This is a genomic window from Chryseobacterium oryzae, assembly GCF_022811665.1.
Taxonomy (GTDB): domain Bacteria; phylum Bacteroidota; class Bacteroidia; order Flavobacteriales; family Weeksellaceae; genus Chryseobacterium; species Chryseobacterium oryzae.
The window spans coordinates 473,059-493,493 of the sequence record NZ_CP094529.1; the positions used below are offsets into that span (position 1 = coordinate 473,059).

Here is a 20,435-nt window from a genome sequence, read left to right on the forward strand (position 1 = left end):
AATTTAAAAGTAACGTTTATTGCTTACGTTAAATGTTAAAAAAAACCGTTCAGAAATTGAACGGTTTTAAATAGTTAAGAATACATTTTTTCTCTTAATTCTTTTACCTTTTTATCGGCTAGATATTCATCGTAAGTCATTTCTCTGTCGATAATTCCTTTTGGAGTCAGTTCGATAATTCTGTTACAGACTGTGGAAAGCATTTCGTGGTCATGAGAAGCCAGTAAAATATTTCCTTTGAAGTTAGACAAAGAGTTGTTCAAAGTAGTAATACTCTCAAGGTCTAAATGGTTGGTAGGTTCATCTAGTAAAAGAACATTTGCTTTCTGAAGCATCATTCTACTGAACATACATCTCATTTTTTCTCCTCCCGAAAGCACTTTACAAGATTTTAAAGCCTCATCTCCAGAGAAAAGCATTCTTCCCAAAAATCCTCTTACGAATTCTTCGTGACGCTCTTCATCATTTTTCGTGAATTGTCTTAACCAATCTACCAAACTTAAATCTTCCTGAAAGAAGTTGGTGTTATCCAAAGGCATGTGAGACTGGTTGGTGGTAACTCCCCAAGCAATGCTTCCTTTATCGGCTTCGGTATTTCCAGCTAAAATTTCGAAAAATTCGGTAATTGCTAATGAGTTTTTAGACAAAACAGCAACTTTATCGCCTTTCTTAAGATTTAAATCGATGTTTGAAAACAATAATTCTCCATCTTTTGTTTTTTCTAAACCTTTAACATCTAAAATTTGGTCACCTGCTTCTCTTTCCATTTCAAAAATAATGGCAGGATATCTTCTTGAAGATGGCTTAATATCGTCGATATTTAATTTATCGATCATTTTTTTTCTTGCCGTTGCCTGTTTAGCTTTTGCAACGTTAGAACTGAATCGTGCAATAAAATCCTGAAGTTCTTTCTTTTTCTCTTCTGCTTTTTTATTAGCCTGAGCTCTTTGTCTAGTTGCTAATTGCGAAGCCTGATACCAGAAAGAATAGTTACCTGTGTAAAGATTTAGTTTAGCATAATCTAAGTCGCCGATGTGTGTACAAACCGTATCTAGGAAGTGACGGTCGTGAGATACAACGATTACGGTATTTTCATAATCTGCTAAGAAATCTTCTAGCCAAGAAATTGTATCAATATCCAAGTCGTTCGTAGGCTCATCAAGAATAAGTACATCCGGATTTCCGAAAAGTGCCTGAGCAAGTAGAACTTTTACTTTGTCTTTGTTTTCAAGTTCGCTCATTAATTGCCAGTGCATATCGTCTGTAATACCAACGTTAGAAAGCATGGTTTGCGCATCAGATTCTGCAGTCCATCCTCCCATTTCATCGTATATTACACCAAGTTCACCTGCTTTAATCCCGTCTTCATCAGAAAAATCTTCTTTCGCATAAAGCGCATCCATTTCTTCTTTTATCTCGAATAATTTCTTGTTACCTCTCAAAACCGCTTCAAGCACCGTATATTGGTCATAAGCAAAGTGATCCTGCTCTAAAACCGACATTCTTTTTCCTGGTTCCAGCGAAACATGCCCAGTGGTTGGATCTTGCTTTCCGGTTAATATTTTAAGGAATGTAGACTTTCCTGCTCCATTTGCTCCGATAATTCCGTAGCAGTTTCCTTTCGTAAACATAATGTTCACCTCGTCAAAAAGAACTCTTTTCCCGAATTGTAAAGATAAGTTAGATACTGTTAACATATAGTTTTGTAAATTTGGCGCAAAATTACGAAAAGAAATTGGGTAATTTATAATATTGTAATAGTCAAGTTTTTATACGAAAGCAAAATTTGTATATTTAACTTATAAAATCAGAAATAATGAAGATTGAAAAAACCGTAAGAATACTTAATAAAAGAGCTCGATTTGAGTATGAAATTTTAGAAGAAATAGAGGCAGGTATGGTCTTGACGGGTACAGAAATAAAATCTTTGCGTTCTTCCAAGGCTTCTATTACAGAATCGTTCTGTCAGTTTATTGATGGGGAATTGTATATTATAAATATGATGATTGATGAGTATAAATTAGGTACTTTTTACAACCACAAAACAAAAAGGGAACGAAAGTTGCTGTTGCACAAAAAGGAATTGGCAAAATTCGAAAAAAAGCTGAAAGATGCAGGGAATACGATTGTTCCTTTAAAGCTTTATATTAATGATAACGGTAAGGCTAAAATATTGATAGCCTTAGCAAGAGGAAAAAAACTCTTCGATAAAAGGGAAGCCATTAAAGATAGAGAAAATAAAAGAAACCTCAGTAGAATATTAAAGAAAAGTTAAAAATCATCTTGAAAACTTTGTTTATAAAGAAAAATTATATTTATTTTGCAATATCAATTATTTAATCATTTAATTCTATGAAAAATCTAAAATTAGGAATTTCAGCATTGGCGCTTACTGTCGCTTCTACTGTGTTCGCTCAGACTACCAACAATCCGTGGATGATCGGAGTTGGTGCTCACGCGGAAAATCACCTTGCACAGGGAAGTAATTTCAGTAATACATTCTCTGCTACAAATTTGACGAAGACTATGTTCAATACGAGCAACTTCTCAATCACTCCACCATTGTCTAAATTAACTGTTGCCAGAAATATTGGTAAAGGTTTTGTAATTGACTGGCAGACTACTGTTGGTAATGTTGAAAACAAGAGATTCAACATGGGGAAAGAATTTTTCCTACAAACAGGTCTTGGTTTACAGGTGAAAGCTGCAGGTATTCTTTGGAACGAAGAATCTTGGTTTGACCCTTACTTAAGAGTTGGTGCTAACTATTTAAGACACGATCATACTTCTCTTTCTTTCCCAAGAACTGATGCTAATGGTGTTTACGTTTTAAATGGAGAGAACGGAAATGAAATGGGTAAAGCAAACTTCTTTAGCGTTGCTACTGGTGCTGGTCTTAACCTTTGGTTAACTAAAAACTTCGGTTTAGGTGTACAAGGTGATTATGTATCAACTCCAGGAGACAAATCTAATGTTGCTAACTTCTGGCAAGCTTCTGCTTCTTTGAACTTTAGATTCGGGAACAGAGATAGAGATAAAGATGGTATCTTAGACAAAGACGATTTGTGTCCAGATACTCCAGGTTTACCAGAATTCCAAGGATGTCCTGATACAGATGGAGATGGAGTTCCAGATAAAGACGATCAATGTCCAGAAGTTCCTGGTCCAGTTGAAAACAATGGTTGTCCTTGGCCAGATACAGATGGTGACGGTGTAATCGACAAAGATGATGCTTGTCCTACAGTAGCAGGTCCTGCTGAAAACAACGGTTGTCCTTGGCCAGACACAGATGGTGATGGTATCTTAGACAAAGATGATGCATGTCCTACAGTTCCTGGTTTACCAGAATTCAACGGATGTCCTCCTCCACCAAAACCAGAGCCTGTTGAAGTAGTAATAACAAGAGAATTCAAAGATTTATTATTTGATTTCAACAAAGCTACAATTAGACCGGAATCTAGTGGAAAATTAGATAACGCGGCTAAAATTATTAAAGATGCTCCAGCTCAAAACTTCATTATCGTTGGTATGACTGATGCTAAAGGTTCAGTTGCTTACAACCTAAACTTATCTAGACAAAGAGCTGCTGCTGTAGTTTCTGCTTTAGAAGCTAGAGGTGTTAACGGTAATTATCTTAAATCTATTGGTATTGGATCGCAAGAGGCTACTCAGCCAGCTACAGCATCTGATGCAGATAGATTAGTAGACAGAAAAGTTGTTGTAAGAGCAATTTCTGGTGCTGACTGGGATACTTACAAGAAAAATGACTTGCCAGTGAAAAAAACTTCAGGTAAGAAAAAAGTTTCCACTAAAAAAAGAAAATAATTAAATTTTCTAAATAATTAATACCTCTGGTCTTCCAGAGGTATTTTTTTTGTTGTTGATTTTAAGTAATTTTGTGAAAATTTTAAAAACAAATGGGAAGAGCGTTTGAATATAGAAAAGCCTCTAAAATGGCTCGTTGGGATAAAATGGCTAAAACTTTTTCTAAAATAGGAAAAGATATCGCATTGGCTGTAAAAGCAGGTGGTCCTGATCCGGAATCTAATCCGGCGTTAAGAAGATGCATACAAAATGCAAAAGGGGCAAATATGCCGAAAGATAACGTAGAAAGAGCCATTAAAAAAGCTAGTGGTGCCGATGCCGAGAATTATGAAGAAATTACCTATGAAGGTTATGGACAAGGGGGTGTTGCATTTTTTGTGGAATGTACAACCAACAATACAACCAGAACAGTTGCTAATGTAAGGGCTGTTTTCAATAAGTTTGATGGCAATCTTGGCAAGAACGGAGAGCTTGCATTCATTTTCGATAGAAAAGGTATTTTTACAATCGACTTATCCAAAATCACTATGGATTGGGACGATTTTGAAATGGAAATGATTGATGGTGGCGCTGAAGATGTTGAAAAAGATGATGAAGAAGTAATGGTTACTACAGCTTTTGAAGATTTTGGTTCGCTTTCTCATAAATTGGACGAATTGGGTATCGAAGCTAAAAGTGCAGAGTTGCAAAGAATTCCTAACAATACAAAAGAGGTTTCTGAAGAGCAGTTTAAGGCAAATATGAAAATGCTGGAGCGTTTTGAAGAAGACGATGATGTACAAAACGTATATCACAATATGGAAATTACAGATGAGCATTTAGAATCTCTGTAAAAAATAATATTACATTCATATACAATTAATCTTCAATTGTTTTCTTTGCAAAAGAATCAATTGTGCAATCGCCATATTTGGTAACAGAAAATACTGATTGATGGCGACCACATTTGGTTTCGAAAGATAAATAACTGCAAATGAAACGAGATGTTGAATTGGTTGTAATTTCGGATGTCCACTTAGGAACTTATGGATGTAAGGCTAAAGAACTTTTGCGGTATCTCAATTCTATTCAACCGAAAACACTGGTTTTAAATGGTGATATTATAGATATTTGGCAGTTCAAAAAGTCTTACTTCCCTAAGCCTCATCTAAAGATTATTAAAAAAATAATCTCTTTAGCTACTAAAAGTACCGATGTTTACTACATAACCGGTAATCATGATGAATTTTTCAGAAAATTTACAGATTTTGAGCTTGGAAAACTTAAAGTCTGCAATAAATTGTGTCTGACTGTAAATAACAAAAAAGCCTGGATGTTTCACGGCGATGTTTTCGATGCTTCCGTTCAGCATTCTAAGTGGATTGCAAAACTGGGGGGTAAAGGATATGATCTTCTTATTATCATCAACAATTTGGTGAATTGGTTTCTAGAGAAATTAGGCAAAGAGAAATATTCTTTCTCAAAGAAAATTAAAAACAACGTAAAAAAAGCAGTAAAATATATAGGTGATTTCGAGCTCACTGCTTCCGAACTTGCTATTGATAACAATTATGATTATGTAATCTGCGGACATATCCATCAACCTCAAATACGTGAAGTTGCCAATAAAAAAGGTTCTTGTACTTATCTCAATTCAGGAGACTGGATAGAAAATCTTTCAGCTTTGGAATTTCATAATAACGAATGGAAAATTTTCTATTATGAAGATCATAAACACATACTGAAAGAAGATGATTCTGAGGAAATCCGAGAAATCAACAATAGCGATTTAATGAAAATAGTAACCCAGTTTACATAAGATGAAAGTTTTGTATGCTTTTCAGGGAACGGGGAACGGACATGTGGCAAGAGCACAAGAAATTATCCCTATTCTTAAAAAATATGCATCGGTAGATACATTAATAAGCGGACATCAGTCGCAGTTGAAAGCAGATTTTCCCATAGATTTTTCTCACAGAGGTATTTCGTTGCTTTATAATAAAAAAGGCGGTATTTCCTATAAAAAAATTCTTTTCCAAAATAATTATCTTCAAGCATTCAAAACGATAAAAAACATCAATCTCAGTCAGTATGATTTAATCATCAACGATTATGAACCTCTCACAGGATGGGCTTCTAAGCTAAGGAATTTGAATATGATTGAATTGAGTCACCAAGCTTCAATGAGTTTTGAAGAAACTCCCAAACCTCTAAAAAAGGATTTTTTCGGAGAACTGATTCTTGAATATTATGTTCCAAGTGAACGAAAAATAGGTTTTCATTTTGAAAACTATCATCCTCAAATAAAAAAACCGGTAATACGACATAAAATCAGGAATTTGAATCCACAAAAAAAAGGATTCTATTTGGTGTATTTGCCTAGTTTTTCAGATGAGAATATTTTTAAAGTACTCAATGAAATTCCAGTAGAATGGAAAGTTTTTTCGAAAAACAGATTGTCTTACGAAAGAAATAAAAATATAGAATTTTTCCCAGTTGATGAAGTAGAATATCTCAAAAATTTCGAGAATTGCGATGGTATTTTATGCAACGCAGGTTTCGAAACTCCTGCTGAAGCATTGTTTATGGATAAAAAATTATTTGTAATTCCTATTCATAACCAATATGAACAAGAATGCAATGCGGCAGCATTAGATTTGATGGGAGTGTCGAATTCGAAAATTTTATGTAAAAATGAAATTGAAAAATGGCTCAATTCTCAACTTCATTTTAAAGTAGATTATCCTGATGATATTGAAAATATTCTTCTGAAAGATGTTTTAGCTCTGTAAAAAAATATCTTCCACATCGTTCATTCTTCTCATTACGGCTCTGGCGTAAGAACAGTGCGGATATACTTTCCAATTGTTTTCTCTTGAAAATTTAATAGCCTCTTCTACTAAAAATTTCCCCATTCCCCGACCTTCAAATTCTGGATGCACCAAAACAAAGGAGATAATTAGCTTATGCTGATCAGGGAAAATAGTGTACGTTAATCTCCCAACTTCTTTTATTTCATTGCTTAGCGTGATAACTCCGCCATTTCCGGATTTGTTATTTTCGAATTTCATAACCTGTCAATTTGTTATTCTTTTATAAAATACAAAAATTGAACCGCAGAAATTTTCATCAAGATTATTTCAGACTAACTACTTTCTTTAAGAATCATTTTAAGTATTAAATTCATTATTACACATTCTTTCAAAACAAAATAGAGAATATTCCGTTTAATTCTTAAATTTGATGAATGCAAAAGTATTTTTACCTTATCCTATCATTGTGTCTTGTGAGCTGTTATACGTATCAGGTTAAAAAACCGGCGGAAATTACCATAGACAGTAAGAATAATCCTAAACAGAATGTAGCTGTTAATCAATCTGTTGTTAGTCAGGAAGATATTGAAAAAGCACAGTCGCAAAAACAGAATGTTCCCCAGACGAATGTTCCCTTAAATGTTCAGGAAAAGCTGATCGCCAATAAAAATTATAAAATTGATGTTGGTGGCAGAAAATACAAGATAATAGTCGATAAGTGGGAAAATGATAGTTTAGTAGCTCATCCGGTTGGGAAACCAAGTAAGATTTTGAAGTTTCATAAAAACCAGATTAATAGTGAGAATATTGCTGAAAAACGTTTTTCGCAGCCTATTGCCGATATTATTACAGTAACTGTTTATGCAGGAATTGGTGTTGCAGTTTGGGCTCTCTTGCAGTAGTTTTTTAGAGGGATTTCAAATAATCAAAACAAATTTAATTGTCTTTCCCTGTATAATAATTGTAATCTTTTATAACGATTCCTATAAATTGTCTTTCGGTCATTTTGGTAGAATCGAATTCAATTTTCAAAATGCTTTTAATTTTATCCGAAAGTCTGGAGATAACGTGTCTGTCATCTATTTTTAATGCTTTTAGGTAATTGTCTTTAATAATTCTCATGTCATTATCTGTTAAGCCAATAACCTGCGGAAAAGTAGGAATGTAGTTCTCCTGAATGTTTTCTAAAATAGTATGAGAAATATTGATTTGATTTTTTAAAGAAATTACTGCCGTTCCGGAAGCGATGTCTCCCAATCTTTGGTTGTTTTTAGAAACAATCATAGAAACCAACCCGATAATTCCCAAAAGGGAAGTATCTACCAATCTGAAAACCCATCGGATAAGATAATCGCCAAAACTTGCTTGGTAACCGTCTATTTTCACCACCCGTATTTTTACTATTTTTTTTCCCGGAGTCTGTCCTTCCATCAGAGATTCAAAAACAATAGGGTAGAGGGAAACCGGAAGTGTTAAAACAATATAAACAGTTGCTTGAGACCAGTTATCCATGCCATCTAAAATATATCCCAGATTGAGAACGCTGAAAAATAAATAAAATACAGTAAAAAGGTAAGCCGCTTTTATCGCACCGTCGATAATGTACGCCAAAATTCTTTCTCCAATGCTTGCTACATTGAAATTAATATTTACATTTTGAGAGGTATTTATCGCAATTTGAGACATATTTTTTATTATTTTAGCCTTACAATTATGAGAGAAGTTTATTTCATCAAACAAAATAAAGAAAAATGGTTGGGAATTGAGCAGGTTATTCAGGGTAAAATCAAAAAAAATCCTGATGATTTGTCATCTTTGTATATTAACCTTATCAACGATTTGTCTTTTGCCCAATCTTATTATCCCAAAAGCAATACTACGGTTTATCTGAATCATTTATCTTCTCAGATTTTTCAGAAAATTTATAAAACAAAAAGGATCGAAGAAAACAGACTTCTGTATTTTTTTAAAACTGAAGTTCCTATGATTGTATTTGAATACAGACGATATTTATTGTATTCTTTTATTTTTTTCTTTTCCTTCATGCTCATCGGTGTTCTTTCGGCAATATATGATAAAGATTTTGCCAATCTTATTTTAAGTGAAGGTTATGTAAATATGACCATAGAAAACATTAAAAATGGAAATCCTGTAGGAGTATATCAGGAAGGTTCTACGTGGGGAAGCACCATTGGTATCACTTTTAACAATATTATTGTGGGAGCCAAACTTTATCTTTACGGAATTTTTCTTGGAGTGGGAACATTCTTCGTCCTGATGCAGAATTCTATTATGGTAGGTACATTTCAGTATTTTTTCTATGAACATGGTGCTTTGGCAGACAGTGCAAGAGGAATTTGGCTTCATGGAGCTTTTGAAATTTTCAGTATGATTGTAGAAGGGATGTGCGGGTTAATTTTGGGAGCTTCAATTTTATTTCCGAGAACATTATCAAGATTTAATTCATTCAAAAACGGATTTAAAAATTCATTCAAAATATTTTTAAGTACAATTCCATTTACCATTTGTGCAGGAATTATAGAAGGTAATGTAACAAGACATGCATTAAAAATGCCTTTAGCCTTAAATCTTATTATTATTTTCGGATGTCTGGGAATCATCAGCTTTTATTACTTTTTTTACCCAGCAATCGTTAACAAAAAAATTAAAAAACAAATTAAAAATGCAATTATTTAAAAAAAGAGATTTTGGAACTTTTATAAGCGATACCTTTTCGTTTTTCAGACTTTACGGGAAAAATTATTTTAAAAATTATATTCTCCTCAATGGTCTTTTGCTAATTCTGTTGGTGCTTATTTTTATTTTTGGATACAAAGAGCTCTTCATGCAGGCTTTTGCATCTAATAAAGGGGGTGAAAGTTATTATTTTGAAAGTTATTTTCAGGAAAATTTAGGCATTTTTATTATTACGGGGATTATTACGTTCATTGTATTTATGGCGTTAATGATTATTAATTACCTGTACCCTGTGTTTTACATGAAAAAACTTGCACAAGGACAGAAAAACATTAAAGTGGACGATATCATGTCTGAGTTTAAAGCCAATGCAGGGAAAATAGGAAAACTATTGTTGGGATTAATTTTTATTGTGACGCCGTTGTCATTAATCGTAGTCGGAATTTCTTATGCTTTAATTCTTATTATCATTGGTATTTTTCTTCTCTTGCTGGTATTACCGGTGATGATTAATGTTATCAATTTCCTGATGTTCGATTACTTCAACAGTTCGAGAGGATTTTTTGCAAGTTTAAGCTATAGTATCCGTTCGCAGTTTTCTTATTCTAATGCCCGAGAAGGTTCACCATTTTGGAAATATTGGGGAGCTACACTGGTAATCTACATTATCATTTACGTAATTACGACTGTTTTTACGATGATTCCTATGATATTTTTCATGGTAAAACTTACGACTTCTGCACCAGATGGTAGTTTTGAGCAAAATCCGTTTTCCGGAGGATTTGGAATTCTTCTGTTTGTAACGTATGGGGTTTCTCTTCTTTTTTCATTTCTTCTTTCCAATTTAATGTATGTAAATTCGGGATTAATGTATTTCGACAGCCGTAGAGATCTTCATCAGCAAGTCGATTTGCAGGAAATAGATACTATCGGAATTAATGAATAAATTTCTTTTATTTCTAGCTGTTTTTTTTAGTCTTGGCTTTGTAAAAGCTCAGGAAGAATATGCCGAAGAGGTGATTGTAGATTCTGTAGCGACTACACATTACAGAAATATGTATGTTGCAGATTCTGTTCTGAGAGAAAACCCGATAACTAATACTGCTGTATTTCCGAAAAAATTTAAAGAAAAACTGGCTTCCAGATACAAGGATAAAGACTTCGATTATTCTGCATCACAACCCAAAGAATCTTTTTTTGAAAAACTGCAACGCAAAATTGCAGAAATCATCAGAAGTATATTCGGAGAAACCAGCATGGAAACTTCTTCCAAAATTACGACAGTTATTATTCGTCTTTTTGCAATTGTTTTGGTAGGTTTTCTTCTGTATTTCATTGTTAAATTTCTCATTAAAAACAACGGAAATCTGTTTTTTGGAAAGAAAAACAAAAAAATAGAGATTAAAGATGAAGAACTTCACGAGAATATCCACGAGATTAATTTTCCACAAAGTATTTCATCTTTTGAAACCAACAAAGACTACAGGTCTGCGGTGCGGTATCAGTTTTTGTTTGTACTGAAAAAGCTGAGCGATAAAAAACTGATCCAATGGAATCCCGAAAAAACCAATAAAGATTATGTTGCCGAACTGAAAACTGGAAATCTGAAAAATGAATTTTTTGAACTTTCTTATATATTCGATTATGTTTGGTACGGAGAGTTTACGATTGATGAGAATAGTTATAACCGGTTCAGAAATCAGTTTCAGAGCTTTAAAGCTTAATTGGAGTTCTGTAAAATAGTTTTTCGAATATGAATAAAACTTTCAAAATATATGGTGTAGTCTTTATTGTTAGCATGGTCATTGTTGCTTTATTTGAAGTTAACAAAAAGGAGGTTGTAGATTGGCGTAAAAATTTTGATGTTAATAAAAAATCACCTTTCGGACTGTTCATTTTCAATAAAGAATCCAAAGATTTATTTAAAGGAAATATTAAGAAAATAGATGTTTCCCCGTACAATTATTATTCAGAAAACAAGAATAAAAACACAGGTAAAAAAAATATTTTAGTTATAGAAAGTAAGCTAGATGCAGAGTCTTGGTATAAAATTTTGGATCAGGCAAAAAGTGGCAGCAATGTAATGATTATTGGCTCGGATATTCCAAAGAAGATATCAGATTCAATAGGTTTTTATAATTCTCATAATTCTTTCGAAGACAAAAACTCGCTGCAATTTACCGATTATAAATTCCTAAACGATTCAATTAATTTGGATAAGTTTCCCTCGGGAGTTGGATTTACTTACATTAAACCAAAAGTTGAGGTTTTAGGAAAAACAGTTGAAAAAGATAACGACGATCAGGCAAATTTCATTAAAGTTTCTTTTGGAAAGGGCAATATCTTCGTACATAGCGAACCGCTTTTTCTTACCAATTATTACTTACTGAAACCTCAAAATTTAAAGTACACTCAAAATGTATTTTCATATCTGGATGATAGCGAAACTTTGTGGTTCACAGAAGCTAATACTCAGGAATCGAGATGGGCACTGCGTTTTTGGTTATCTCATCCTCCGTTGAAGTATGCTTGGTGGGTTCTTTTGGGCGGTTTGGTGCTTTTCATAGTCTTTAATGCAAAAAGAAAACAACGTATTGTTCCTATCATTGAGCCTTTAAAAAATACGTCTGCAGATTTTGTAAAAAGTATTGGGAATTTATATCTTCAGGAAGGAGATTTTCATGATATGATGGCAAAAAAAGCCCAATATTTTCTAAATAAAATTAGAATTGATTTACTAATTGATACTAAAAGTTTGGATGCCGATTTTGCCAAAAAACTTCATTTAAAAACAGGAAAATCGTTAGAAATAATTGAAGAAGCTATAGTTTTAATAAAAAAAGGTCAAGATCCTTATGCAAGTGTTGTTAAAGAGGATTTATCGAGAATGAACAGACTTTTGGATGATATTTTTAAATAAAAAACATACAATAAAAACAGAATAATATGGAATTTAATGAAGAACAGAATATAGAAAACAACAATTCTATTAATATAGATAAAGAACAGCAAGAGCCGGAGCAATTTCAATCCAGAATCGATATGTTGGAATTGAGACAGAGTTTAGATAAAGTAAAAGAAGAAATTGCCAAAGTAATAGTTGGACAAGAAAAAATGGTAGAACATCTTTTGGCGGCATTACTTTCTAACGGTCATGTCCTTATTGAAGGGGTTCCCGGTGTTGCCAAAACCATTACTGCAAAACTTTTGGCAAAAACTATAGATGTAGATTTCAGCAGAATACAGTTTACGCCCGATCTTATGCCTTCTGATATTCTGGGAACTTCAGTTTTCAGCATGAAAAATTCTGAGTTTGAGTTTAAAAAAGGGCCTATTTTTTCAAGTTTTATTCTTATTGATGAAATAAACCGATCTCCTGCAAAAACTCAGGCTGCACTGTTTGAAGTAATGGAAGAAAAGCAAATTACAATAGACGGAAAACGTTATGAAATGGAAGATCCGTTTTTGGTAATTGCTACCCAAAACCCAATTGAGCACGAAGGAACTTACAGACTTCCAGAAGCACAGCTAGACCGTTTTCTGTTTAAAATAAATGTGGGATATCCCAATTTGGAACAGGAAGTAGCCATCATTAAAAACCAACACGATAACAGACTCGAAGATAAAACTGAGGCTGTACATAAAGTTATTACGGCACAACAGCTTATAAGATACCAGAAATTGGTTAAAGAAATCATTGTAGAATCTCAACTTATCGAATATATTGCTAAAATCATTATCAATACAAGAGAAAATCAGTTCTTGTATTTGGGTGCTTCTCCTAGAGCAAGTTTAGCATTATTAACTGCTTCTAAGGCTTTTGCGGCATTAAGAGGAAGAGATTTTGTAACTCCTGAAGATATTAAAGAAGCAAGTTTTGCAGTTTTAAGACACCGGGTAATTGTTTCTCCGGAAAGAGAAATGGAAGGTTTGTCTGCAGATGAAATTATCAGACAGATTCTTGAAGGAATTGAAATCCCAAGATGAGTTTGAATACTTTAGACACACAAAATCTAAAACCCACAGCTTGAAATCATGAAAAACTTATACATCAATACACGCTTTTTTTTCGCATTAGTTGGCGTAGGAATGCTCTATATTTTGGCATTCTTCTTTCCGTTTTTCATGGTTTTAGGACACGGTTTTTTAATCTTGGTTTTCTTAACGGTTTTTGTAGATTATTTGCTGATCTTTCGTCCAAAAGATGTTCTTCTTGCCCAAAGAATTTTACCGGAAAAACTTTCTAATGGGGACGAAAATTTCGTTAAAGTAGATATAAAAAATGAATACAGCTTCAAGATTAATGTTAAAATTATAGATGAAATACCTTTTCAGTTTCAAAAGAGAGATTTCTTAATTACAAAAAATATTCTTCCGGGTAAAAATGTATTTTTTCAGTATTCTTTAGAACCAAAAGAGAGAGGAGAGTATAATTTTGGGGCTTTAAATATTTTTGCGTCTTCTCCAATTGGTTTTGTGTCTAGACGTTTTATTTTTCAGAAAGATGCTTCTTTGGCGTGTTATCCGTCTTTTATTCATCTCAGAAAGTATGAATTAATGGCTCTTCAAAACGAATTTCTACTTGGCGGAATCAAGAAAATAAGAAAACTGGGACATACCATGGAGTTTGAGCAGATTAAAGAATATGTTCCCGGAGATGATGTAAGAACTATCAATTGGAAAGCGACTTCTAAAACCAATCGTTTAATGGTTAATCAGTTTCAGGACGAAAAATCGCAGCGTATTTTTATGTTGATCGATAAGGGGAGAACGATGAAAATGCCTTTCAATGGTTTAAGTCTTCTCGATTATTCTATTAATGCAACAATGGCTCTTTCTCATATTATTCTGAAAAAAGGCGACCGCGCAGGAATGATGACTTTCTCCAAGAAAGCAGATAACAGAGTTGCAGCCGATAATAAGTCGGGACAACTGAAAAAGATTTCTGAAGCTCTTTATAATATTAAAACCGATTTTTTTGAAAGTGATTTCAACAGACTTTATCAGGATGTAAAATATTCTATCAACCAGAGAAGTTTAGTTTTACTTTTCACGAATTTTGAAACTCTGGACGGACTCAACAGACAAATGAAATACCTTCGCGGAATTGCCAAAAATCATTTGTTGGTGGTTGTTTTCTTCAAAAATACTGAAGTTCAGAAAATCATCCATTCTAACCCTGAAAGTATGCAGGAAATTTATGATGAGATTATCGCAGAGAAATTCGAGTATGAAAAGAAACTCATCATTCAGGAATTAAGAAAGTACGGAATTTACTCAGTTTATACCCTTCCGGAAGATCTTAATGTAGAGGTAATTAACAAATATCTGGAGATAAAAGCGAGAGGAATTTTGTAATTTTAAAAGTGAAATTTGAAAACGGTAAATACTTTAATTTTTATTCCCAATAAGTATTTATATTCGTTATTTTCCAAACTGCTATTATATAATTAAAAAACAATATCATGAAGAAAATTTTAATTATCGGATTGCTTTTACTACTTGCATTTAGCTGCGAAAATAAAAGAGAAAAACTTCATAGGGATGGTGAACCCGATGTTTTATTTGTGGAAAGTGAAGACCATGAAATGAATGCTGCCATAGAAAAAGCAAAAGAAACATTCAATAGAGATTTTCAAACTGCACTAGAAAGCAAAAATCCTCAATATTCTAATTTTGCAATTAAACAGAAATTCAATACTGATAATGGTGGAGAACATATTTGGATTGGTGATATTAAATTTGAAAATGGAAAATATTCTGGCATTGTACAAAATACACCCATAAATCCTATTGGAATTCAATTGGGTGATAATATTACTATAAATCCAAATGAAATTTCAGATTGGATGTATTATGATAAAAATATTGTAAAAGGAGCTTATACGGTAAAACTTCTCAGAAAAGGAATGACTGATGAAGAGAAAAAAGAAATGGACGCAGATGGTCTTATTTATGAATAAGCTTTTTAATATTATGAATTATTAACTTTAAATTTAAAAATGAAAATAACACTCAATAGAATCAACGAAGATTTTTTATTTGAATGCACCAATACTCAAGGGAATTCAATTTTGTTAGATAATACTTCCCAACCGGGAGCAAAAGGTGTTTCGCCTATGGAAAGTGTTTTAATGGCAGTAGCAGGTTGCAGCGGGATAGACGTAGTTTCAATTCTAAAAAAACAAAGGCAGGAAATTACAGATTTTAAAGCGGAAGTCGAGGGAGAAAGAATTCTTGTGGATGATGCCAAACCTTTTAAATCGATCACCGTTAAATTTTTTCTTGAAGGAAATATAGATCCCAAAAAAGCTTTAAAAGCATCGGAATTATCTTTCGAAAAATACTGTTCGGTTTCCAAAACTTTAGAACCTAATGTAGAAATACATTATGAAGTTTTTGTGAATGGGACAATAGTTGATGCATAAGATATAAAAAAAGCTGTCGGAAAATTTTTTCTGACAGCTTTTTTAGGTATAATTTATTTATTTTTTAATTGTTTTCATACTCTTCACAGATCCATCTTTCATGGTTAAGGTAAGAATATACATACCGGATTTTATTCCTCCTAAATGTAACGTAGAAGATGGGTTTTCAAAAGTTTTTACAACGGCTCCGGAAGGATCTATTAATATTGCCTTTTTTATATTATCCTTATTGTCTATATAAAGTGTTTCATTGAAAGGATTAGGATAGGCTATTCTTTCTTTTTCTTTAACATTTGCTTCGTTGGTTGCCATAGCCGATGTTGGTTGTAAGGTTACAGTTACTGTAAAGCTTCCATTGTCTACTCTATTAAAGTCTGCATTGCAATCCGCTCCGCCATACGTTCTCCATGCTCGGAGCTCATAGTTAACAGTTCCTGTAAGATTGTTTGCAATGCTAAGCCCTGTTCTGTTGTAAGAATATGTTCCACCATTACCAGAGCCAGAAATTACTGAACTTTCAGTGTTCCCGTTTGTTGTGCATACTAAAAAGCTTCTTTGTTCAGACATCCAGCCATTGCTTGATGTTGTCATTGTATAAGAAACGTCAGTGGATTGAATTTTATATCCTGTAGGAATAGTAACGAATAAATTTCCTGGGCATGTTGTAGTAGACGTTGTAGTTATTTGGGAAGAATTTTCTAATAGGGTGTTAATATTTCCTGCTGTATAGGTTACAGCGATCTGACCAGGTGTAAATTGTTTCATTCTCCAGAAACTTTGTGAAGAACCACCACAATTTGAACGTACCCAGAAATAATAAGTTTGTCCTGTGGTGAGAGCGTTTCCTAAATCTACCGAAGTTCCGGATGTAACGGTTCCTGAAGGTGTAGTTGTTGCAGACGGCGGAGTAGAAGATGTGCTGTAATAATACTGGTAGCCTGAAGACGGGGTGCCATTTGCAGGAGCAGTCCAGCTCACGGTAGCTCCTGTCATACTTGTTACCGCCGAAATATTTGAAACTACACCACATGGATTAAAAGCATTAGCAGAAAAACCAAAAATATTAGGAATTCCTCCAGTTCCTGTCTTAGTGACCGTTACACTTTTTACAGTTTTAGATTGGTTAGCAGCGTCAATAGCCAGAGGAAGTTGGTAAAGTCTTGGGTTTGTTCCGGAACCGGATTCGAGAGTGTTGTTAACTTTGTTTATTCTCCCGATTCCTTGGATGGCATAATTACTTCCGCCATACCAGTCTGAAATAGCAATCCCCGTAAATGTCTGTGATGTGTTATCGGTAAAATTAACAGTAGCATTTACTGTACAAGCGCCACTTCCTCCTGTTGCGAGCATATAAACTACTGTGGCCGAGATAGGATTGGAAAACTCTAATGTCCCGCTATCATTTGCATTCTGCAACCTTAAAGAGTTATTGGCACTGTAAGATCCCAATTGGTAGTTAAGACCAGGCGTGGAAGCTACTGCAGAATTAATAAGTCCATTTATGGGAAGCCCATAGGTAAGTGGTTGGCTACTTGCTGTAAGTTGGAAATCTCTGGAAATGAATGCGTAATTTACTCCATCTACGTCATTACTGGTAGATGTAGCAGATGATCCAACGCCATTAGCAATAACATCTGCGTTAAACCCACTTTGGATTTGAAGTGGTTCGTAGTCTTGGGCATAAAATTCATTAGTTAGCAGACTAATAAGAATTAATCCACTTAGAGAAAATAGTTTTGTTTTCATAAAATACTTTTTTGTAATGCTAATATAAGTATTTTATTGTTTTATTTTCATTTTTATTGTTAATTTAATGGTAATAATTAATTGAAATATTGATTTGATTGATTTTGTAATAAAATTCGGGTTTCAGATGTAAACTTAGTTATAGATAGTTGATCACTAATTATTGACGAAATTTAATTTTCATGGATGGTTTTAAATTTAAGTTGTCAGTCTTGGCTTCAGAAGTTTAGCAACAGTGGCAGTCCAGCCTGTTTGGTGAGATGAACCGACTCCTCTTCCGTTGTCACCATGAAAATATTCGTAAAAAGTGATATAATCTTTAAAATGGGGATCATAATTAAATTTGTAATTTCCACCATTAAAAGCACGTTGTCCGCTTTCATCTTTCAGAAAAATAGAACACAGTCTTCCGCTGATATTTTGGGCGACTTCATCAAGATTTTTCTCTTCTCCGCTTCCGGTTGGAAATTCTACTTTTAAGCTGTTCCCGTAATAAAAATGAAATCTCTGTAAGCTTTCAACAATCAGAAAATTAATAGGAAACCAAATAGGACCTCTCCAATTACTGTTTCCGCCAAACATTCTGCTGTCACTTTCCGCAGGAGTGTAATAAACTACATTTTTATTGCCGTGAACGGTGAAAACAAAGGGTTCTTTTTCGTAAACTTTAGACATTGCCCGAATTCCATAAGAACTTAAGAATTCTTTTTCATCCAACATTCTGCTCAGCACTTTTGTAAGTCTGTTTTTTCTTAAAATACTCATTAGATGTTTTCTTCCGCTGCCTTCTTCATCCCAGTGAGAAACCAGTTTGGTAAGTTCGGGCTTGTTTTTAAGCACCCAATCCATTCTTTCTCGGAAATTAGGCATTTTGTCGAGCAGATGATGATCTATAATTTCAACGGCAAACATCGGTATAAGTCCCACAATACTTCTTAATCTCAGAGAAACGCTTTCTCCATTACCGAGCTGTAAAACATCGTAGAAAAAGCCGTCTTCTTCATTCCAGAGTCCTTCTTTGCCTTCACCCATATTTTCCATAGCTTCTGCAATGTAAAGGTAATGCTCGAAAAACTTAATCGCCATATCTTCGTATACCTGATAATACTGTGCAAGTTCCATAGCGATTCTCATCATATTGAGAGCATACATTGCCATCCAACTCGTTCCATCCGCCTGCTCTAGATGTTCGCCGTCTTTCAGTTCCATGTTTCTGTCAAACGCACCAATATTATCAAGTCCTAAAAAGCCACCTCCAAAAATATTTTTACCATTTTTATCTTTTCGGTTCACCCACCAAGTGAAATTGAGTAATAATTTCTGAAAAACTTTTTCAAGAAAGAGCAAATCGGGTTTGCCATTCATTTTTTCATCAATTTTAAAAACTCTGAAGCAAGACCAAGCATGAACGGGCGGATTTACATCACTTAAATTCCATTCGTAAGCCGGCATTTGCCCATTGGGATGCATATACCATTCTTTGGTAAGTAAAAGGAGTTGGTTTTTGGCAAATTCGGCATCAATAATAGCAAAAGGAACACAGTGAAACGCCAAATCCCACGTTGCATACCAAGGATATTCCCATTTATCTGGCATGGAAATAATGTCTTTATTGTGAAGATGTTCCCATTCTGCATTTCTTACATAATATTTGAAATCTCGTGGAGCTTCGTAATTAGGATCGCCGTGGAGCCATTTTCCGACATTATAATGATAAAACTGTTTGTTCCAAAGCAACCCGGCAAATGCCTGTCTTTGAACATTTTTTTCATCTTCAATGTAAGTGTCCTGTTGGATTTCACTGTAAAAATCATCCGCTTCTTTAATTCTTGCAGCAAATATTTCATCAAACTGATAAAAAGCATCATCCATATCATACGGAGATAAACGGAATTCAAAAGTTTTTGATTCTTTTGCTTTAATTATTTCATCTATTACAAATGCGGCTTTGGTCCCTCTTTGCTCCGGGTTTATTGTTTCGTGATGATGAATGATATAATCATTAATTCCGTCTTTGTAGTAAGTGTTTTCTACCGCAGGAACTCCATCTAATTTAGGATGGTTGGTTTCATTTTCACAAAAAACTCTTTTTGCATTTTTATTTTTGCTGTAAAACTTTTTTATAGAAATACTATTGTGTAATACATTAATGCAGCCATCTTTTCCCGCTTCAGTCTGTCCTTTGTATTCGTTGTAACCCCATTTCCAGTTGTTTCTGTACCAAATAGTTGGTAAAATAACCAAAGGAGCATCTTTATCGCTTCTGTTGCACGCTGTTACTCTTATCAAAATATCATGGGCATCAGATTTACAGTATTCTATAAAAATATCGAAGTATTCATCATTATCAAAAATTCCGGTATCGAATAGCTCGTATTCTGGATCTTTTTTGGAACGGCTTGCATTTTCATTGAGAATGTCCTCGTAAGGAAACTCGTTAATGGGATATTTGTACACCATTTTCATATAACTGTGAGTAGGCGTATTGTCGAGATAATAAAAAATTTCTTTAATATCTTCTCCATGATTTCCCTGCGGATTGCTAAGTCCAAAAAGACGTTCTTTTATTCTGATGTCTTTTTTATTCCAAAATGAAAATGCAAAACAGAAAAGTTGTTTTATATCCGAAATCCCGGCAATACCTTCTTCTCCCCATCGGTAAGTGCGGCTTTCTGCATTGTCGTGATTGGCAAAATTCCAGGCATCACCGTTTGGACTGTAATCTTCCCTTACATTGCCCCATTGTCTGTTGCTTACGTAAGGACCCCAGTTTTTCCATTCTTTATCTAGTAATCTTTGCTTTTCAGTATTCATTTTCAACCTATTTTCATTACGAAGGTAGTTTTTTTGATAAAAAATTCCAACTCATACCATTTCAAATATCATTAATGTTTATCCAAATTGCCTATGATAAGGCATGTTTGAAGTAAAATTAAATTTTCATCAA

General features: G+C 33.8%; 19 protein-coding genes. 14 read left to right on the top strand and 5 right to left on the bottom strand.

Annotation, left to right across the window (positions count from 1 at the left end; genetic code table 11):
* Window positions 1-74: 74 nt before the first annotated feature.
* Window positions 75-1,697, bottom strand: a complete 1,623-nt coding sequence (locus tag MTP08_RS02230) for an ABC-F family ATP-binding cassette domain-containing protein (RefSeq protein WP_209390320.1) — start codon at window positions 1,695-1,697, stop codon at window positions 75-77.
* A 119-nt stretch (window positions 1,698-1,816) separates the two neighbouring features.
* Here MTP08_RS02230 and smpB point away from each other — a divergent pair, with 119 nt between their 5' ends.
* From smpB to MTP08_RS02255, 5 genes are all read left to right on the top strand, one after another.
* On the top strand, window positions 1,817-2,275 hold the full coding sequence (gene smpB, locus MTP08_RS02235; RefSeq protein WP_209390321.1) for an SsrA-binding protein SmpB: 459 nt from the start codon (window positions 1,817-1,819) through the stop codon (window positions 2,273-2,275).
* A 77-nt stretch (window positions 2,276-2,352) separates the two neighbouring features.
* Window positions 2,353-3,825 (top strand): OmpA family protein, encoded by a 1,473-nt coding sequence (locus tag MTP08_RS02240; protein ID WP_243576875.1) that lies wholly within the window; start codon window positions 2,353-2,355, stop codon window positions 3,823-3,825.
* Window positions 3,826-3,917: 92 nt separating this feature from the next.
* Complete coding sequence (locus tag MTP08_RS02245) at window positions 3,918-4,658, top strand: YebC/PmpR family DNA-binding transcriptional regulator (protein ID WP_243576876.1); 741 nt, start codon at window positions 3,918-3,920, stop codon at window positions 4,656-4,658.
* A 140-nt stretch (window positions 4,659-4,798) separates the two neighbouring features.
* Window positions 4,799-5,623 carry a UDP-2,3-diacylglucosamine diphosphatase gene (locus MTP08_RS02250; RefSeq protein WP_243576877.1) on the top strand — a complete coding sequence of 275 codons (825 nt, stop codon included), beginning with the start codon at window positions 4,799-4,801 and terminating at the stop codon, window positions 5,621-5,623.
* Between the two features lies 1 nt (window position 5,624).
* Window positions 5,625-6,596 (top strand): glycosyltransferase family protein, encoded by a 972-nt coding sequence (locus MTP08_RS02255; RefSeq protein ID WP_243576878.1) that lies wholly within the window; start codon window positions 5,625-5,627, stop codon window positions 6,594-6,596.
* Here the strand turns inward: MTP08_RS02255 and MTP08_RS02260 are convergent.
* Window positions 6,585-6,875, bottom strand: coding sequence for a GNAT family N-acetyltransferase (locus tag MTP08_RS02260; protein WP_243576879.1), 291 nt, complete (start codon window positions 6,873-6,875; stop codon window positions 6,585-6,587). The two genes, MTP08_RS02255 and MTP08_RS02260, sit on opposite strands and share 12 nt — an antisense overlap.
* Window positions 6,876-7,051: 176 nt before the next feature.
* Between MTP08_RS02260 and MTP08_RS02265 the strand changes: the two genes are divergently transcribed.
* Entirely contained in the window at window positions 7,052-7,519 is a 468-nt protein-coding gene (locus MTP08_RS02265; protein ID WP_243576880.1) for a hypothetical protein, read from the top strand.
* A gap of 34 nt (window positions 7,520-7,553) precedes the next feature.
* Here the strand turns inward: MTP08_RS02265 and MTP08_RS02270 are convergent, their stop codons facing one another.
* Window positions 7,554-8,303 (bottom strand): RDD family protein, encoded by a 750-nt coding sequence (locus MTP08_RS02270; protein ID WP_243576881.1) that lies wholly within the window; start codon window positions 8,301-8,303, stop codon window positions 7,554-7,556.
* 27 nt (window positions 8,304-8,330) lie between these two features.
* Here MTP08_RS02270 and MTP08_RS02275 point away from each other — a divergent pair, with 27 nt between their 5' ends.
* The 8 genes from MTP08_RS02275 to MTP08_RS02310 all read left to right on the top strand — a co-directional run bounded on the left by MTP08_RS02275 (window position 8,331) and on the right by MTP08_RS02310 (window position 15,742).
* Window positions 8,331-9,314, top strand: a complete 984-nt coding sequence (locus MTP08_RS02275) for a stage II sporulation protein M (RefSeq protein ID WP_243576882.1) — start codon at window positions 8,331-8,333, stop codon at window positions 9,312-9,314.
* The gene (locus MTP08_RS02280; RefSeq protein ID WP_243576883.1) at window positions 9,301-10,260 is read left to right on the top strand and encodes a DUF4013 domain-containing protein; all 960 of its coding nucleotides are present in this window, start codon (window positions 9,301-9,303) and stop codon (window positions 10,258-10,260) included. The genes MTP08_RS02275 and MTP08_RS02280 overlap by 14 nt, the downstream gene beginning before the upstream one ends.
* Window positions 10,253-11,038, top strand: coding sequence for a DUF4129 domain-containing protein (locus MTP08_RS02285; RefSeq protein WP_243576884.1), 786 nt, complete (start codon window positions 10,253-10,255; stop codon window positions 11,036-11,038). Before MTP08_RS02280 ends, MTP08_RS02285 begins: the two co-directional genes overlap by 8 nt.
* A 29-nt stretch (window positions 11,039-11,067) precedes the next feature.
* Entirely contained in the window at window positions 11,068-12,234 is a 1,167-nt protein-coding gene (locus MTP08_RS02290) for a hypothetical protein (RefSeq protein WP_243576885.1), read from the top strand.
* A gap of 122 nt (window positions 12,235-12,356) precedes the next feature.
* Window positions 12,357-13,301 (top strand): AAA family ATPase, encoded by a 945-nt coding sequence (locus MTP08_RS02295; RefSeq protein WP_394803769.1) that lies wholly within the window; start codon window positions 12,357-12,359, stop codon window positions 13,299-13,301.
* 48 nt (window positions 13,302-13,349) lie between these two features.
* A complete protein-coding gene (locus MTP08_RS02300) occupies window positions 13,350-14,672 on the top strand; it encodes a DUF58 domain-containing protein (RefSeq protein ID WP_243576887.1) in 1,323 nt (440 codons plus the stop codon).
* Between the two features lie 107 nt (window positions 14,673-14,779).
* Entirely contained in the window at window positions 14,780-15,277 is a 498-nt protein-coding gene (locus MTP08_RS02305) for a YegJ family protein (protein WP_243576888.1), read from the top strand.
* A 39-nt stretch (window positions 15,278-15,316) separates the two neighbouring features.
* Window positions 15,317-15,742 (top strand): OsmC family protein, encoded by a 426-nt coding sequence (locus tag MTP08_RS02310; protein WP_243576889.1) that lies wholly within the window; start codon window positions 15,317-15,319, stop codon window positions 15,740-15,742.
* Window positions 15,743-15,799: 57 nt separating this feature from the next.
* Here MTP08_RS02310 and MTP08_RS02315 read toward each other — a convergent pair whose 3' ends face one another.
* Both MTP08_RS02315 and MTP08_RS02320 read right to left on the bottom strand, forming a co-directional pair.
* On the bottom strand, window positions 15,800-17,488 hold the full coding sequence (locus tag MTP08_RS02315; protein ID WP_243576890.1) for a T9SS type A sorting domain-containing protein: 1,689 nt from the start codon (window positions 17,486-17,488) through the stop codon (window positions 15,800-15,802).
* Between the two features lie 198 nt (window positions 17,489-17,686).
* On the bottom strand, window positions 17,687-20,302 hold the full coding sequence (locus tag MTP08_RS02320; RefSeq protein ID WP_243576891.1) for an MGH1-like glycoside hydrolase domain-containing protein: 2,616 nt from the start codon (window positions 20,300-20,302) through the stop codon (window positions 17,687-17,689).
* Window positions 20,303-20,435 lie beyond the last annotated feature (133 nt).